Below are 15,510 nucleotides of genomic sequence, written 5' to 3'. Positions count from 1 at the left end.
CGCTCGTGGGTTCCGTCCGCTTCCGGCCTCACGGAAGCCGGCGCAGATAGGGATCGGCCGCCCGGCGCGGCAGCAGCCGGACCCGGCTGCCCACGACGGTGCTGCCGTCCGGCCGGACGACGACCGGGTTGCACTCGGCCTCGGCGAGTTCCGGAAGGTCGTCGGCCATCCGGGACAGTCGCGCCAGGAGGTCCTTGAGAGAGCGGAGATCCGCCGGTGCGGCGCCTCGGTAGCCGAACAGCAGCGGCGCGCAGCGGGGCGCGGTGAGCAGTTCGTGGACATCCGTGTCGGTGAGCGGGGCGAGTCGCGCGGCGTGGTCGGCCGGCAGCTCGCTGGTGGTGCCGCCGAGGCCGAAGACGACCAGCGCGCCGAAGACCTCGTCCTGGACCACCCCGGCCAGCAGTTCCGTCCCCCGCCCCGCCATCGGCTGGACCAGCGCCCCGGCCATCGCCGTGCCGAGCCGGGCCGCCAGATCGCGGTAGGCGGTCCGTACGGCGCGCTCGCCGTGGAGGTCGAGGAGTACGCCGCCCCGCTCTGTGCGGTGGACCAGGCCGGGACCCTGTGCCTTGAGGGCCACCGCTCCGGAACGGTCCGCAAGGCGCGCGGCGGCCTCGGCCGCCTCGTGCTCGGTGGTGACGTACGCCTGCGGGAGCCGGGGGATGCCGTAGCAGTCCAGGAGCCGGGCGGCCTGCCGCGCGTCCAGCCAACCGCCGGCGGGATCCCGGGTGAGGAACTCCGCGACCAGCGCACGGGCTTGAGCGGAATCGATGCCAGCCGGCTCCACGGGGCTTCCCTGCGGCCTGGCCAGCCAACGGGCGCGCTCCGCGGCATGTTTCAGGGCCCGCGCCGCGGACTGCGGCTCGCCGTACGCGGGGACCGCCGGTCCGCCGGCCGTACGGAGCAGCCGGACCCGTTCGGGCTGGTCGAGCAGGACCGCGACGACCGGGCAGTGCGCGTGGGCGGGGTGTCGCGAGGACGTCAGCGCGGTGACCAGGTCGCTGCCCACCGCGCCGGTCAGGGCGGTCGGCACCAGGGCGACCAGGATCGCGTCCACCGCTCCGGAGGCCGCGATCCGGTCCACGCACGCGCTCAGTGCGGGCGCGGTGACCGCCGGCGTGCTGTCGACCGGGTTGCCGGCACCGGCGCCGGCCGGAAGCTCGGCGAGCAGCTCCGCCCGCAGGGCCGGGGGCAGTTGGGGGACGTGGAGTTCCGCGTCCGCGCAGGCGTCCGCGGCCAGGACGCCGGCCCCACCGGCGTTGGAGATCACGGCGACCCGCTCGCCCGCGGGCAGCGGCTGGGAGTGCAGTAGCGCCGCGGTGTCCAGGAGTTCCCCGAGGGTGTGGGCGGCGGTGATACCGGCCTGGGTGAACAGCGCCCTACGGGTCGTGGTGGGCGTGGGCGCGGCGGCGGTGTACGAGGCGGCGGCCCGGCGGCCGGCCGCCGACCGTCCGGCGTCGACGGTGAGCACCGGCATGCGCCGGGTGACGCGCCGGGCCGTACGGGAGAAGGCCCGGGGGTTCCCGAACGACTCCAGATGCAGCAGGGCCAGTTCGGTGCGCTCGTCGCACTCCCACCACTGGAGGAGGTCGTTGCCGCTGACATCGCGCTTGTCACCGAGCGAGACGAAGCTGGAGACGCCGATGCCGAGGCGGGAGAGCCCGTCGAGGAGCGCGATGCCGACGCCCCCGGACTGCACGGCGACACCGGCGGTGCCGGGCAGCGGCCGGCCGACGGCGAAGGTCGCGTCGAGCCGGACGCCCGGTTCCGTGTTGGCGATGCCCAGGCAGTTGGGTCCGACCATCCGCATGCCCCAGCGGCGGCAGGCCGCCGTCAACTCCGCGGTCCGGTCCGCGTCCAGGCCGGCGGTCACCACCACCAGCGTCTTCACCCCGGCCCGGCCGCACTGCGCCGCGACGCCGGGGACGCCCGCCGCCGGTACGGCGATGACGGCGAGGTCGGGCGGCGCCGGCAGGTCGCCGACGGACGAGAACGCGGGGACGTGCAGGACCGCGTGGGCATGCGGGTTGACCGCGTGGAGGAGCCCGCGGAAGTGGCCGCCGCGCAGGTTGCGCAGGACCGCCCGCCCCACCGACCCGGGTCGGGTCCCGGCTCCGACGACCGCGACCGAGCGGGGCCGCAGCAACGGGCGCAGGCTCGCGGTGTCGGCGGTGCGCCCCCGCAGATCCACGGCGGACAGATACCTCTCGTCGGGTTCGAGGCGGATGACACCGTGCACCGTGGTGCCCTCGTACCGCCGGGTGACGCGCAGCCCGAGATCGGCCAGGACGCGGTGGATGGGGTGGTTGTCCGCGAGCAGGTCGGCGGTGAAGGCGGTGACGCCGTTCTCGCGGGCGGTGTGCACGAGGTGCTCCAGCAGCAGGGTGCCCACGCCGCGACGGTGGCAGTCGTCGGCGACCGCCAGGGCGATATCGGCGGTGGTCGGGGCGTCGCCGGTCTCGTACTCGGCGACACCGACCAGCCGGTCGCCCTGGAAGGCGGCCAAAGTGCGGTGTCCGGGGGTGTCGGGCACGCAGAGCCGGTCGGCCGCCCGTTCACCGGAGCGGCGGCTCACCACGAAGAACCGGCGGCGCAGGCTGTCCGCCGACATCTCGCCGTAGAAGCGCAGCACCTGCGCGCGGTCCTCCGGGCACGCGGGACGCAGCCGGACCGTACTCCCGTCGGCGAGCAGTGCGCACACCTCGTTGCGAGCGAACGTCGTTTCCGTCATCCCACCCTGTCCTTTTCGGGCATCGTCCTGCCTCCGCGACCGACGGGCGCCGCACGTTCCACCATCCACCCGGCGGAACACGCACCCGCTTCCTCCCCTCAGCCGGCCACCGTGCGCTTCTCCGTCGTCGGAGCCGTGCGGACGTCGAACGTCACGTCCACCACGCCCTCGACCGCCCGCACCAGGCGGGACAGGACTGGCAGCAGGGCACTGTCGGGGAGCGGGCCGTGCAGTGCCACCACGCCGTCCTCGACGGTCACCTCGACAGTCGTCGGTGCACCGGGGAACAGCCGGTCGACGATCTCCGTGCGCACCTCCGCCGCCAGGTCCTCGTCGGAGCGCAGGAAGACCTTCAGCAGGTCAGCGCGGCTGACGATGCCCTGCAGCAACCCGTGGGCGTCGACGACGGGCAGCCGCTTGACCGACTTGCGCGCCATCGTGCGTGCCGCCTGGGCGATGGTCTCGTCCGCGCGCACCGTCAGCGCCGGGGTGCTCATCAGCTCACCGGCCGTCAGGCCGCCGGCCTTGCGCAGGTCTTCGAGCCGCTGCCGCTGCTCCATCCGGTCCGGTGCCGCGTCCCGGAACTCCTCCTTGGGCAGCAGGTCGGCTTCCGACACCACGCCGATCACCCGTCCCTCCCCCGCGAGCACCGGCAGGGCACTGACCTGCCACTGCTCCATGGTCTCGACGATCTCCTTGAAGCGGGCCTCCTGACCGACGGCGACCACCGTCTGGGTCATCACGTCGCTGACAGTGTGCGGGCCGTGTGCCATGACGCCTCCTCCCTCCGGCCGCTCTCGCCTCGGAGCCGCGACACCTTCAGAGTGCTGTCGTCCCCCCGCACCGTGCAGGGGCCGTCCGGCCCCACCTCCCGCCGCCCGGCCCCGTCGGTGCGACCGGACCACCCACAGGCCCGGCAGCCTCTCCTCCGAACCGTGCGCACCGCGCGGCGTGCGGAACACACCGTGCGCGTCCCTTCCTGGGAAGTGCCCGTGACCCGCCCCATCCGGCGGCGGTCGGACCCGTGGGCGTACCGTCCCCGTGGGCGTACCGTCAGGGCAGCGGCGTCACGCCCCGGACGTCGCCGCAGCGGTCACCGCGGCGAATCCCCGCCCCCCGGCCCGGCCTGCACCGGCGCGAGGACCGTCACGTCGAACTCCACGTCCACCACCCCCTCGATGCCGCGCACCAGACGCGCGACGACCGGCACCAGCGACCGATCACGGAAGTGCCCGCTGAGCGTGACCACTCCGTCGGCGACCGCGACCTGCAAGTCCTTGGCCGGCGCGGCGAAAAGCTGCCCGAGCACCCCCCGCACCTCCCGCGCAAGGTCCTCGTCGGACCGCAGGAACACCTTCAGCAGGTCGGCACGGCTCACGATTCCCACCAGCAGCCCGTCCCCGTCCACCACAGGCAGTCGTTTGACCGATGCCCGTGCCATCGTGCGCGCCGCCTGAGCCAGGGTGGCATCGGCATGCACCGTCACGGCGGGACTGGACATCAGCTCCCCGGCGGTCACCGCCTCCGCCCGGCGTACGTCGTCGAACAGCCGCAGGCGCTCCAGCCGATCCGGGTCCGCCTCCCGGAAGCCTTCCTTGGGCAGCAGATCGGCCTCGGACACCACACCGACCACCCGCCGCTCGGCCGAGACCACCGGCAGGGCACTGACCTGCCACCGCTGAAGGGTCTCGACGATCTCCTTGAAGCGGGCCCGGCGGTCGACAGCGGCCACGGGCTGGGTCATCACGTCGCTGACGGTGTGCGGTGTGTGTGGCGTGTCCGGCATGGTGGTGGCGCCTCCTCGGAAGCAGCTGTGCACCGCGCGGTCGTCATGCCGCCGTCCAACGAGCACGGTCCGGCATCACTCCCCAGCCTGCGACGCATCCCACCGCCCCGAAAGGGCCGTCCGGCCCCTGCCCTCGTCGTGGCACCACCCCAACACCTGCCCTCCCCCCATTCGGCCCCCGCCCCCGCTCGCCCCGCCGCGAACCCTCTTACCGTCGTCGCATGGCGGAGGAGCAGGAAGGCAAGCACCCGGCACCCGGGAAACTGTCGAAGGCGCGGTACGAGCGGGAGCTGTACCGGCTGCAGACGGAACTGGTGAAACTCCAGGAATGGGTGCGCTCCGAGGGGACGCGGCTCGTCGTGGTCTTCGAAGGGCGCGACGCGGCCGGAAAGGGCAGCACCATCAAGCGCGTCACGGCCTATCTCAACCCCCGCGTGGCCCGCATCGTCGCGCTGCCCCAGCCCACCGAGCGCGAACGCACCCAGTGGTACTTCCAGCGCTATACCGAGCACCTTCCCGCGGCCGGCGAGATCGTGCTGTTCGACCGCAGCTGGTACAACCGGGCCGGCGTCGAGCAGGTCATGGGCTTCTGCACACCCGCCGAGTACCAGCGCTTCCTGCGCCAGTGCCCGGTGTTCGAGCGCATGCTGGTCGAGGACGGAATCCTGCTGCGCAAATACTGGTTCTCGGTCAGCGACGAGGTGCAGGAACAGCGCTTCCGGCAGCGCCTGGACGATCCGACGCGACGCTGGAAACTCTCCCGGGTCGATCTGGAATCGCTGACCCGCTGGGAGGAGTACTCACGGGCCAAGGACGACATGTTCGTGCACACCGACGTCCCGGAGGCACCGTGGTACGTCGTCGAGAGCGACGACAAACGCCGCGCCCGGCTGAACATGATCGCCCATCTGCTGTCGACGGTGCCCTACCACGAAGTCCCGCCGCCGGTACTGGAACTACCGCCCCGCCCACCGGGCACCGGCTACCGGCGACCACCACGCGATCTGCAGACCTACGTTCCCGATCACGCCGCCGACCTGGAGAAGTGACACCCGGCACGCGGAGGTTCAACCGCCGTGCCGCACGGGCACGAGGGACGGGCTTTCCCCAGGGCCTGTCCGATGGGTCAGGGCCGGAAAAGCCCTAGGCTCTCGCCCATGCGCGCGCACCTGCATCAGATCGTCGTGGACTGCCATGAGCCGAAGGCACTGGTCCGGTTCTGGGCCCGTCTGCTGGGTGGGGACCCGGTCGACCGAGCCCGCGACTGGTCGCACGTCGACCTGCCCGGGTCGGCACGGCTCGCCTTCCAACCGGTGCCCGAGAGCAAGGCCGTGAAGAACCGGCTCCACCTCGATATCGCCGTCGACGACATCGAGACCGCCGCCGCCACAGCAGTGGGCCTGGGTGCCGTTCGGGTCGGCGGGGCGGTCACCGACGACCAGGGGTCCTTCCAGGCCATGCGCGATCCGGAAGGCAACGAGTTCTGCTTTGTCAGCGGCTGACCGGCCCGGTTGCCGACGTCTCGCCTACCGAGTCGGCACGGCATCGCCTGATGCACTGTGAGGCGTCGTCACGCCACCGGCGGATGATGGCCTGATGGGCCGGAGCCCCTCACGGAGGAGGGCGTGTGAGGCTCTGTCAGTCGTCCCCTGACCCGTGCTCTTCCTTCTTGGGGGATGTCGTCTCGGGCCGCTCGTCCGGGCCCGCCGGCAGGCGTAGTTCGGCGATGGCCCCGCCGTCGGGGGCGTTGGAGAAGTGGAGAGTGGCGCCGAGGACGTGGGCCTGTCCGGTCGCGATCGTCAGGCCCAGGCCGTGTCCGGTCCGCTTGCCGGCTTCCGCACCGCCGGACTGGCTACGGAACCGCTGCGGCCCCTGGTCTAGGAGGTAGGAGGGGTAGCCGTCACCGTGGTCCCGCACGGTGATGACGTGGTCGTCGACGGTGACCGTCACGGGCGCGCGTCCGTGCTTGTGGGCATTGGCGACAAGGTTGCCCAGCACCCGCTCCAGCCTGCGCCGGTCGGTCTCCACACAGACGTCCCGCACGACGCGGACCTCAGTCGTCGTTCCGGTGGCCCGCACCGCACGTTCGGCCAGTGGCCCCAGTGGGTGGACGTCCAGGTCGGCCCGCTCCGCCTGCGCGTCGAGCCGGGAGATCTCCAACAGGTCCTCGGTGAGCTGGCGCAGGGCCTGGACGCGGTTGCGCACCATGTCGGTGGGGCGGCCCGGTGGCAGCAGTTCGGCCGCGGCGTGGAGTCCCGCGAGAGGCGTCCGCAGCTCGTGGGAGACATCGGCGGTGAAACGCTGTTCGCCGTGGAGTTTGGTCTGCAGGCTGGCGGCCATCGCGTCCAGCGCGGCGGCCACCGCGGCGGCTTCGTCGTTGGCGCGGTCCGGATTCAGGGCGCGGGGGTCGTTCACGCGGGCGTCGAGATCGCCGGTGCTGATGCGCCGGGCCACCTGCGCGGTGCGGTGCAGGCGACGGGTGATACGGGAGACCGAGATCAGTCCGGCGCCCAGGGTGATGCCGATGGCGGCGGCGGAGGAGCCCGTGATGGCCTGGTCCAGGCCACGGAGGGCGGCTGCCTGGTTGCTGTAGTCCAGACCTACCGCCAGCACCTTGCCGCCGGCGACGGGGGCGGTGGCCCACATCGTGGGATGGCCGTCGTGATCGGCGAGCTGGGTCCCACGCTCTTCCCGCTTCACGGTCATCTCGCGCAGGGCGGCGGGGAGGTCCGGCGGGTCGACCGCGGCATCGCGGCCCAGGGGTTCCCCGGCGCCGTATGCGGTCACGGTGCGGTCCAGTTCCGCCAGGGCCGTACTGCGCGCCCGAGCCTGGGTCTGCCGGTCGACGAGGACGTGCACCAGGATCGCGAGCACCACCGCGAGCAGGCAGCACATGAGGGTGATGAAGACGGCGGACTTCCAGTAGAGCGTCGCCGTCCAGGCAGGCAGCAGTCGCGGCTGTGACCGGGGCGTTCTCATGGCTTCCGCTCCGGGGAGGCGGTGGCGACCGGGGACTGCCAGTCGTACTCGGTGGCCTGCATCTCCATGACCTGGCTGTGGGGGTCCCACCCGAAGACGGTGCGGATCTCGTACCCGGGAGTCTGTGTGGGTTCACGCATGATCAGCTTGCCTTCGGTCACGTCCACGGCCAGGGGAGTCCCCGCGGTGTTCAGGATCCGGTCCACCACTCCGCCCTTGAGTCTGTAGACCCAGATGGCCATGGAGTGGTCCGCGCCCTCGATGCCGACGATCAGTTCGGCCTTGCCGTCACCGGTCAGATCCTGGTACTGGGGAGCCAGCACGGGGCAGGACTTCGGCCGCTGGGCGCAGGCGCGGATCTCGTCCTCGGTCTGCTTGTCGAAGGCCGGCGCCCGGCGGCTGTCGTCCGCATCGAGCTGCGCCCGCACGACGGCGGACACGGACACCTTCCGAATGTCCCCGGACGTCACCCGGGGCACCGCAGGCAGGGGCATCGGCGTGCTGTCCGCTCCCGGTTCCGGGGAAGGCCGCGGCGCGGGCGTGCGCTGCGGCCACAGCCGCACGGGGCCGGAGACGGGAGAAGCGCGCCCCGCGGGCTTGGGTCTCCCCACATCCGCACACCCGCTCATCGACACCGCTGCGCCCACCATCACGGTCACCAGCGCCGCCACACGTACGGCACGGGACGGGCGCGGGCTGTCGGCCAGAGGCACGGCGCTGCTCTCGCAGCGCGCGGGACGGGGACGGAAGGCACCAAACATGTTCTCGCTTTACGGCGATCGGAAGGCCCCGCAACCGTAACCCATACCCACCGATCCATCACCGAATGTTCGCCCACGGACCCGGAGAAAGCCGCGCCCACGTCCTCTTATGCCCGATCGGCCCGCGGCCAGGGGCCATCCGGCCCCGGCAATACCCATCGTCGCGGCCCAAAATGACCACAAGGCCGAAGACCGCTCTCTCATGACCTTGGGGGATGTCGGCATGCTTGCGAAGAAATCCGGAATGTGGCCGGTGATCGCCGCTGTGTCGGTGGCACCCGTCCTGGCCATAGCGGCCGGCACCGGTGCGGTGAACGCGGTCGATCGCTCCTCGCCCACCTTGTCCGCGACGGTGCAATCGGCCGCCTTCCTGGCGCCCACCTGCACGCAACCTCCCTGCCCGTCGGGCATCGAACCGCCCCAGCCCGGCGAGGGCCAGTACAACTCTCGCGGTGGCCAGGGCACGTACGGGGGCAGTGCCGTCCACCACCGCCACTCGTGGAGCGGTGAAGAGCACAATTCCGATTCGGAACACCCTCGTTTCAACCGCCACAGGAATTACAACGTCAACCCCGCACCGGATGAGCCCCTGAGCAACCTCAACAGGAATGTCAACATCAACAGGAATATCAACATCAACCCCTGACCGGAGGCGGCCCTGAGCAATCTCCACCGGCTCGGGCATCGCACGGGGGGCATGAACAACAACACGGGAGTAGTACGAGGCTTCCGTTGACGCCCGAAAGGTAGAACCCGTCGGGCATCGCGGTCCCGGCGGACGAAGACGAGGCCCGTTCGGCCTGGCGGTGGGTCGCGTAGTCCGCCCCGTGGTCACACTCGTGTCCGCTCCGGACTGAGACGCCTTGCGCAACTCCGGTTCGGGAGCGGTTCTGTGCTGGGTGCGGCCCGCTCCGTAGGGCGAGGAACCGGCACCCGTCTTCGGCCGGGTCCGCAAACGGGGGGTCTACCGTGACCGCGTCGTAGCCGCAAGTCCTGGGCGTGGCGCACGGATTCGGAGCGGAGCGCAAGGGGATCGCGGTGCGCTCTGGCGTTGCTGTGACGTGGGCCTCATTCTGGGACGGTTGCGCCCGACCGGTTGAGAGGAACCTCGTCGCGTGAGTGCATCCCTGGTGTTCCGGAGCCTGCGGGCTGCCGTGTTCGCCGCGGTGTGCGTCACCCTGGGTGCGGCCGGGCACAGCCTCGCGTGCCATCAGACGCCCGCCTTGTGGGCCGAGGGGGCCGGGCTTGCGGTGGTCTTCGGTCTGGGGTGCCTGCTGGGCGGCCGGGAGCGGTCACTGGCGGGCATCTGCGGTGTCATGGCCGTGGTGCAGGTCGGTCTCCATGTCCTCTTCGATGCCGCGCCCATGGGTGTGAGGACCGGGGCGTCGGTATCGCATCTGCCGGGTACGGCGATGGCCGGCATGCCAGGCATGCACCATCCGGTGATGGCGATGGCGGCGCAGCACGGCGAGAGTCGTCAGGCGGTGGCCGCACACGCCGTGGCCTCGCTGGTGGCGTCATGGTGGCTGCGGCGCGGCGAGGCGTCCGTCTGGTCCCTGCTGCGTCAGATGGCGGCGCTGGTACCGGGACTTGCGGCCTGGTGGCGCGCCGTCGTGGCACCGGCGCCACCGTCGCTCGGGCGGGCACGACGGAGCGCTGCGGAGGGTCGGTGGACGCGGCAACTTCGGCTGCGGCACGCGGTGGTGCGGCGCGGGCCGCCGGCGGTGGGGCCCGCTGCGGTCCGGTACGAGTGAGCCGTCGTCGCACGGTTCTGTACGCCGCCCGCTGATCCGGTGTGCGGCGGTCCCCCCTCACCGCTTCACCGGCGGCTGTCGCGCCCGCCGGTCGACCTGTACGGAGTCATCGCATGTCTGCGAACCCCCTGGTTTCTTCCTCCCGGCGCGGGCTGCACCGCGCCGCCGTGGTCGGCGCCTTGGCCGCTGCCGGTGTGCTGGCCGGTGCCGGTGCCGCGTGCGCCCATGTCACCGTCCACCCCGACAGCTACCCGCAGGGCGCCTCGGACGGCACCCTGACCTTCCGGGTGCCGGACGAGGAGGACAACGCGAGCACCACCAAGGTGGACATCACGCTTCCCACGGACCATCCGATCCCGTCCGTCCTGGTCACGCCCGTCGGCGGCTGGACGGCACAGGTCAAGACCACCAAGCTCAAGACCCCGATCAAGACCGACGACGGCAACATCACCGACGCCGTCTCGGAGATCACCTGGACCGGCGGCAAGATCGGCCCCGGCAACTACCAGGACTTCACCGTCGCCTTCGGGCAACTTCCCACCGGAACCGACCAGTTGGTCTTCAAGGCCCTCCAGACCTACTCCGACGGCAAGATCACCCGCTGGATCGAGGCGAAGCACCCCGGCCGGCCCGACCCGGAAAACCCCGCCCCCACCCTGAAGTTGACCGCCGCGGCCTCCCCCGACGCACCGAGCGCGGCGCCGAAGGACTCCCCGACCGCCTCGGCGAAGGCGAGCGACCCGGCCGCCCGCAGCCTCGGCATCGCCGGCCTCGTGGCCGGCGTACTCGGCCTGGCCGCGGGCGGCCTCGGCCTGGCCCGCAGCCGCTCCGGCAAGCAGCACGAGCAGTAGCCCCAGGCCGCCTCCCTCCCCCACCCCGCCCCGGTGGGCGCCGGTATCTCCAGACGCGCACCGGGGCGTCGACCGCCCCGTTCCCCCACCGGATCGCGCAGTGGGCAGCAGCAGAGCGAGGCGGCCACAGACCACCACGTACAGGGATGTGGCGAGGAGCGTGGCGGGCCCCTTTCCTCGATGCCTACCGGCTCGTTCGACCGTGCGGTGCGCGGTCGCCTCAAGCAGAGGGCGGAGCAGGCGAGTTGGCGGAGGTCCTGGTGGAGGCCGGCGGGTATCTCGTAGGCGCGGTCGTCCACCTCGGCGGGACCGGCCCGGCGCGATGCGACGCGCAGGGCCTCGTGGCGGCGGAGCCGCACACCGGCCTCGGCCGGCCCCGTCCCGCAACCGCCGCCGACGGGTGCCCCCGCTGCATCCGCTCCGATGCGCTGCGCGGGCGCTTCTCCCCAGGTCGGCCGAGGCACCCGCGACGGCGCAGGTGGCCTGGAACGTCCAGTGGGACGCCGGCACCCACCGGCGCCCGGGGAGGAGCCGATCCCCTCGCGGACGCCGCGGTGGAGGACGTCGGTGGACAGCCTGGCGCAGGTACTCCGGACGCGGTCGCTGGTGAGCCGCGCGGGGACGGTGCAGGATGGAAAGTGTTGGTTCCCCAGCCGCACCGTGCCGGTCCGCGGCAGCCTCGGCCACTGAGCCGTACGCTGCTGGGGCTGTCGGTTCTGCTCATCGCGGTGATCATGGTGGTGGACCTGCGCAGTTCCCCGGACATCCACCTGGGACCGGCGCTGGTCATCGCCCCGGCGATCACCGCGGGGTTCGCCGGTCCCTATCTGACCGGGTTCATCGGAGCACTGGCGCTGACCGCCCAGGTGATCATCGCGGTGTTCCACGACGGGCTGACCACCGCGAACCACCTGATGCAGATCGCCACCCTCGCGGTGCTCACGGGCCTGCTGGTGGCCCTGTCCGCCGTGCGCGAGCAGCGCACCACCCAGCTGGCCCAGGTCCGGTCGGTGGCCGAGGCCGCGCAGCACGTCCTGTTGTGGCCGCTGCCGGAGCAGATCGGGCCGCTGAAGATCGCCTGCCTGTATCTGGCCGCGGAGGACGAGGCCCAGATCGGCGGCGACCTGTATGCGGCCACCCGTACCGACAGCGGCGTGCGGGTGATGATCGGCGACGTACGGGGCAAGGGCCTCGGCGCCATCGGTGAGGCCGCTCTGCTGCTCGGCGCCTTCCGCGAGGCCGCCCACCAGCACACCTCGCTGCCCGCGCTCGCCACCGCCCTGGAGACGAGCGTGACCCGCTACCTGGCCGACTTCGAACCGGTCGAGGAGATCGGGGAGCGCTTCGCCACCGCCCTGCTGCTGGAGATCCCCGACGGCGACCCGATCTCCCGGATGACCAGTTGCGGGCATCCCCCGCCGCTGCTGCTCAGTCCCGGCCACATCGTCACGGTTCCGAGCCTGCACCCCGCACCGCCGCTGGGGGTCGGCGGCCTGGGGATCGAGAACTACACACTCGACGTGTTCTCCCTCGAACCCGGCGACACCCTCCTGCTCTACACCGACGGCGTCATCGAAGCGCGCAACGCCGACGGGGGCTTCTACCCGGTCGAGCAACGGGTCTCCCAGTGGACCGAGGCCAGCCCCGCCTCCCTGCTGCAGCACATCCGCAGCGACCTGCTGGCCCACGCCGGCGGACGTCTCGACGACGACGCCGCCCTCATCGCGCTCCGCCGCACCCCGACCGCCCATCGCAGCCGCCGCCACGAACGGGTCGTCCATGCCGACGGGTTCCGTCACCACCCGGCAACCGAGCCGCCGGACTCGTGATCGCATCTCCGCGGTCTGTCCGCCGGAGCCGTCGAACACGTCGCACGCGATGGTCTGCGAAAGGGGTCCGCGGTCGGTGCTTGCCCTAGAACGGACTCCAGGTCGTAAGGTCGAGACACCCAACGTGACGACGTCCAAGGAGAGTTCATGCGCCACCGCGTTCTCGGCGGAACCGGCATCGAGGTCAGCCCCTACTGCCTCGGCACCATGATGTTCGGCTTCGTCGGCAATGCCGACCACGGCGAGTGCGTCCGGATCATCCACGCCGCGCTGGACGAGGGGATCAACTTCGTCGACACCGCCGACATGTACTCGGCCGGCGAGTCGGAGACGATCGTCGGCAAGGCGCTGAAGGGCCGTCGCGACGACGTGGTACTCGCCAGCAAGGTCCACTTCCCCATGGGGGACGGCCCCAACCGGGGCGGCAACTCGCGGCGCTGGATCGTCCGGGAGGTGGAGGACAGCCTGCGTCGGCTGGGAACGGACTGGATCGACCTGTACCAAGTGCACCGGCCGGACCACACGACGGACATCGAGGAGACGCTCTCCGCCCTGACCGATCTCGTACGCCAGGGCAAGATCAGAGCGTTCGGGTGCTCCACGTTCCCTGCGGACGAGATCGTCGAGGCGTACCACGTGGCCGACCGCCGCGGGCTCCAGCGGTTCCGCACCGAGCAGCCGCCCTACTCGCTGCTGGCCCGCGGCGTCGAGAGGCATGTGCTGCCGGTGGCGCAGCGCCTGGGAATGGGCGTGCTGACCTGGAGCCCGCTGGGTTCGGGGTTCCTGACCGGGCGCTACCGCAAGGGCCGGGCTCTCGATCTGAGCAGCGGACGCCCCACTCTGCACCCGAACCGCTTCGATCCGTCGGCGCCGCTCACCGCCGCGAAGCTGGAGGTCGTCGAGCAGCTCGTGGCGGTGGCCGAGGAAGTGGGATGCTCGCTGCCGGAGTTGGCCATCGCCTTCCCCCTCGTGCATCCGGCCGTCACGTCGGTGATCATCGGCCCGCGCACGATGGAGCAACTGCGCAGCACGCTCAAGGGCACTTCCGTGGTGCTGGACGACGACGTCCTCGACCGGATCGACGGCATCGTGCCGCCCGGAACCGACGTCTATCCCCCGGACGGCGTCTGGGCCCCGCCGTCGCTCACCACACCGGCGCTCCGGCGGCGCACGGCCGACTCCAGGTCCGCCGTCTGAAGCAGGCCCCCGGCAGGCGCCGGGCCGCGGCCGCCCCACGCTGTTCCGTTCTGCGACGTTCATGATCGCAAGGCCGATATCGGTGCCTTTATGACGGGAATTACGCAGCGGAACGGTTTCGTCCCCTCCTACGATGCCTGCGGCTGGCGACGCCAGTCATCCGGGGAGGGAGACATCCATGCGCAAGACGATCCGCAGCGCCGCCGCGATCGCGATCGCGGGCCTGACGCTGACCGCGGTGGCGGCGGGCACGGCCAACGCGACCGCGGCCGGCGACCCGTGGGCCGGCTGCCCCTATGGTGCGGTCTGCATCTATCCGCAGGGCCAGGACCCCGCCGCCACTCCGACCGACGTCTTCTGGAGCTACGGGGCGCACGATCTGTCCAACAAGTACGGCTGGCACTGGGTCCTGAACAACCAGTCGGAGGGCGCCCATGCGCACCTGTGCACGGGGTACGGCGGCGCCGGCTGCAACTACGACATGGCGGCGCAGAACGGCGTCTGGGCCGACCTGACACCTGTCAACTCGGTCACCCTCGACCGGCCCTGAGGCGAAGCCGCGCGACTGAGCCCCAAGATGCCTTCAGCCGCCCGGTGTTGCCGGGCGGCTGAAGGTCCGCGACGGGTCGGAGAACGGCGGGGCGGGCCGCCGTTTCAAGCCCCGCCGGGGGTGGCCGGTGCGTCCGCGGCCGTGTCGCGGGGCTGCCCGAGCAGGCGGGTGCGGAAGAGGTCGAGCACACCGTCCAACGCCGCGCGGGTCGGCTGGCCGGGTTCGTCGACGAGGTGCTCGGTCAGAACGGCGTGCGGGGGCGCCGCGGCGGCGGTGTTCGCGGTGGCGTCGTCCAGTTCGACGGCGAGGAAGGCATCACCGAGTTCGCGGCGCAGGAACGCGAACCGGTCGCCCGGGACGAACCAGTCCCCGCGGAACCGCAGTCCCATCACCTGGAGCCCGTCGCGCTCGCAGCGGCCCCGCACGACGGCGAGGTCCTCGGTGGAGATGTCGATGCGACCGGCGCGGCTCCTGGTGACGGGCAGCGGCAGGGACGGCTGGGACAGGACGGGGGCCAGAAGCCGGTCATCGGTCGCCATGGCCAGGGCGAAGCCACCGGTGAAACACATGCCGACGGCGCCGACGCCGGGGCCGCCGCACCGCTCGTGCTCGTCCGCGGCCAGGGCCCGCAGCCAGGTCACCACGGGCGAGGTCTTCCCGATGGCCAGCGCGGTGAACTCCCGGCTCACGCACACCTTCCGCATCGAGGCGGCGACATAACGCCCGCTCTTCAGCCAGCCGTTGGCAGGGTCGGCATCGCGGCCGGGCACGCCGAAGAGCACCGGGAGCACGGCCGTGCAGCCGATCGCGGCCACCCGCTCCGCGAACGCCAGCACCTTGGGCGTGATGCCGGGGATCTCCGCCAGCACGATCACCGCGGGCCCCGTGCCGCGCCGCAGAATCCGGCGGGTGACGCCGTCGTGCGTGAAGTGCTCGCGGTCGAAGCCGCTCAGGTCGTGATCTGCCATGGGATACCGCCGTCCTGGTCAGTTGCCGCAAAGGGGCTGATCGGCAGGTGCGTACCGGTCCGGGGCACCTCCCCCGGACCGGGGCACAGCACCACGAGGCTACCCGC

General features: G+C 71.8%; 14 protein-coding genes. 8 read left to right on the top strand and 6 right to left on the bottom strand.

The annotated features are described in order from the left end of the window. Positions 1 to 28: 28 nt before the first annotated feature. The 3 genes from GR130_RS16220 to GR130_RS16210 all read right to left on the bottom strand — a co-directional run bounded on the left by GR130_RS16220 (position 29) and on the right by GR130_RS16210 (position 4,514). Positions 29 to 2,728 (bottom strand): bifunctional acetate--CoA ligase family protein/GNAT family N-acetyltransferase, encoded by a 2,700-nt coding sequence (locus GR130_RS16220; protein ID WP_159505400.1) that lies wholly within the window; start codon positions 2,726 to 2,728, stop codon positions 29 to 31. Between the two features lie 98 nt (positions 2,729 to 2,826). Next, a complete protein-coding gene (locus GR130_RS16215) occupies positions 2,827 to 3,501 on the bottom strand; it encodes a CBS domain-containing protein (RefSeq protein ID WP_159505399.1) in 675 nt (224 codons plus the stop codon). Between the two features lie 320 nt (positions 3,502 to 3,821). Then, positions 3,822 to 4,514 (bottom strand): CBS domain-containing protein, encoded by a 693-nt coding sequence (locus tag GR130_RS16210; RefSeq protein WP_159505398.1) that lies wholly within the window; start codon positions 4,512 to 4,514, stop codon positions 3,822 to 3,824. A 221-nt stretch (positions 4,515 to 4,735) separates the two neighbouring features. Here GR130_RS16210 and ppk2 point away from each other — a divergent pair, with 221 nt between their 5' ends. Together ppk2 and GR130_RS16200 are read left to right on the top strand one after the other, a co-directional pair. Further along, entirely contained in the window at positions 4,736 to 5,563 is an 828-nt protein-coding gene (ppk2, locus tag GR130_RS16205) for a polyphosphate kinase 2 (RefSeq protein WP_159505397.1), read from the top strand. 108 nt (positions 5,564 to 5,671) lie between these two features. After that, entirely contained in the window at positions 5,672 to 6,016 is a 345-nt protein-coding gene (locus GR130_RS16200) for a VOC family protein (protein ID WP_159505396.1), read from the top strand. A 136-nt stretch (positions 6,017 to 6,152) separates the two neighbouring features. On the opposite strand, the gene GR130_RS16195 is transcribed toward GR130_RS16200, so the two are convergent. Beyond that, positions 6,153 to 7,493, bottom strand: coding sequence for a sensor histidine kinase (locus GR130_RS16195; protein WP_159505395.1), 1,341 nt, complete (start codon positions 7,491 to 7,493; stop codon positions 6,153 to 6,155). Beyond that, complete coding sequence (locus GR130_RS16190) at positions 7,490 to 7,939, bottom strand: hypothetical protein (protein WP_236573056.1); 450 nt, start codon at positions 7,937 to 7,939, stop codon at positions 7,490 to 7,492. The genes GR130_RS16195 and GR130_RS16190 overlap by 4 nt, the downstream gene beginning before the upstream one ends. A gap of 517 nt (positions 7,940 to 8,456) precedes the next feature. Here GR130_RS16190 and GR130_RS16185 point away from each other — a divergent pair. The 6 genes from GR130_RS16185 (at position 8,457) to GR130_RS16160 (ending at position 14,435) form a co-directional block, all read left to right on the top strand. Next, entirely contained in the window at positions 8,457 to 8,900 is a 444-nt protein-coding gene (locus tag GR130_RS16185) for a hypothetical protein (protein ID WP_159505394.1), read from the top strand. A 469-nt stretch (positions 8,901 to 9,369) separates the two neighbouring features. Further along, a complete protein-coding gene (locus GR130_RS16180) occupies positions 9,370 to 10,008 on the top strand; it encodes a hypothetical protein (protein WP_159505393.1) in 639 nt (212 codons plus the stop codon). A 113-nt stretch (positions 10,009 to 10,121) separates the two neighbouring features. Then, positions 10,122 to 10,859: a YcnI family copper-binding membrane protein gene (locus tag GR130_RS16175; RefSeq protein ID WP_159505392.1), complete on the top strand. Its 738-nt coding sequence runs from the start codon at positions 10,122 to 10,124 to the stop codon at positions 10,857 to 10,859. Positions 10,860 to 11,500: 641 nt separating this feature from the next. After that, positions 11,501 to 12,688 (top strand): PP2C family protein-serine/threonine phosphatase, encoded by a 1,188-nt coding sequence (locus GR130_RS16170; protein WP_443043763.1) that lies wholly within the window; start codon positions 11,501 to 11,503, stop codon positions 12,686 to 12,688. 147 nt (positions 12,689 to 12,835) lie between these two features. Further along, a complete protein-coding gene (locus GR130_RS16165; protein ID WP_159505391.1) occupies positions 12,836 to 13,885 on the top strand; it encodes an aldo/keto reductase in 1,050 nt (349 codons plus the stop codon). A gap of 178 nt (positions 13,886 to 14,063) precedes the next feature. Then, a complete protein-coding gene (locus GR130_RS16160; RefSeq protein WP_159505390.1) occupies positions 14,064 to 14,435 on the top strand; it encodes a hypothetical protein in 372 nt (123 codons plus the stop codon). A 104-nt stretch (positions 14,436 to 14,539) separates the two neighbouring features. Here the strand turns inward: GR130_RS16160 and GR130_RS16155 are convergent, their stop codons facing one another. Then, positions 14,540 to 15,403 carry a dienelactone hydrolase family protein gene (locus GR130_RS16155; RefSeq protein ID WP_159505389.1) on the bottom strand — a complete coding sequence of 288 codons (864 nt, stop codon included), beginning with the start codon at positions 15,401 to 15,403 and terminating at the stop codon, positions 14,540 to 14,542. Between the last annotated feature and the right edge of the window lie 107 nt (positions 15,404 to 15,510).

The sequence above is a fragment of the Streptomyces sp. GS7 genome (assembly GCF_009834125.1).
Classification (GTDB): Bacteria; Actinomycetota; Actinomycetes; order Streptomycetales; family Streptomycetaceae; genus Streptomyces.
The sequence above is the reverse complement of the archived record's forward strand: the minus strand, read 5'-3'. Positions and strand labels throughout refer to the sequence as shown.

What these genes read in the sequence shown, in the direction of transcription:
- GR130_RS16220 (WP_159505400.1), bottom strand. Translation starts at nt 2,728, where the DNA reads ATGACGGAAACGACGTTCGCTCGCAACGAGGTGTGCGCACTGCTCGCC.
- GR130_RS16215 (WP_159505399.1), bottom strand. Translation starts at nt 3,501, where the DNA reads ATGGCACACGGCCCGCACACTGTCAGCGACGTGATGACCCAGACGGTG.
- GR130_RS16210 (WP_159505398.1), bottom strand. Translation starts at nt 4,514, where the DNA reads ATGCCGGACACGCCACACACACCGCACACCGTCAGCGACGTGATGACC.
- ppk2 (WP_159505397.1), top strand. Translation starts at nt 4,736, where the DNA reads ATGGCGGAGGAGCAGGAAGGCAAGCACCCGGCACCCGGGAAACTGTCG.
- GR130_RS16200 (WP_159505396.1), top strand. Translation starts at nt 5,672, where the DNA reads ATGCGCGCGCACCTGCATCAGATCGTCGTGGACTGCCATGAGCCGAAG.
- GR130_RS16195 (WP_159505395.1), bottom strand. Translation starts at nt 7,493, where the DNA reads ATGAGAACGCCCCGGTCACAGCCGCGACTGCTGCCTGCCTGGACGGCG.
- GR130_RS16185 (WP_159505394.1), top strand. Translation starts at nt 8,457, where the DNA reads ATGACCTTGGGGGATGTCGGCATGCTTGCGAAGAAATCCGGAATGTGG.
- GR130_RS16175 (WP_159505392.1), top strand. Translation starts at nt 10,122, where the DNA reads ATGTCTGCGAACCCCCTGGTTTCTTCCTCCCGGCGCGGGCTGCACCGC.
- GR130_RS16165 (WP_159505391.1), top strand. Translation starts at nt 12,836, where the DNA reads ATGCGCCACCGCGTTCTCGGCGGAACCGGCATCGAGGTCAGCCCCTAC.
- GR130_RS16160 (WP_159505390.1), top strand. Translation starts at nt 14,064, where the DNA reads ATGCGCAAGACGATCCGCAGCGCCGCCGCGATCGCGATCGCGGGCCTG.
- GR130_RS16155 (WP_159505389.1), bottom strand. Translation starts at nt 15,403, where the DNA reads ATGGCAGATCACGACCTGAGCGGCTTCGACCGCGAGCACTTCACGCAC.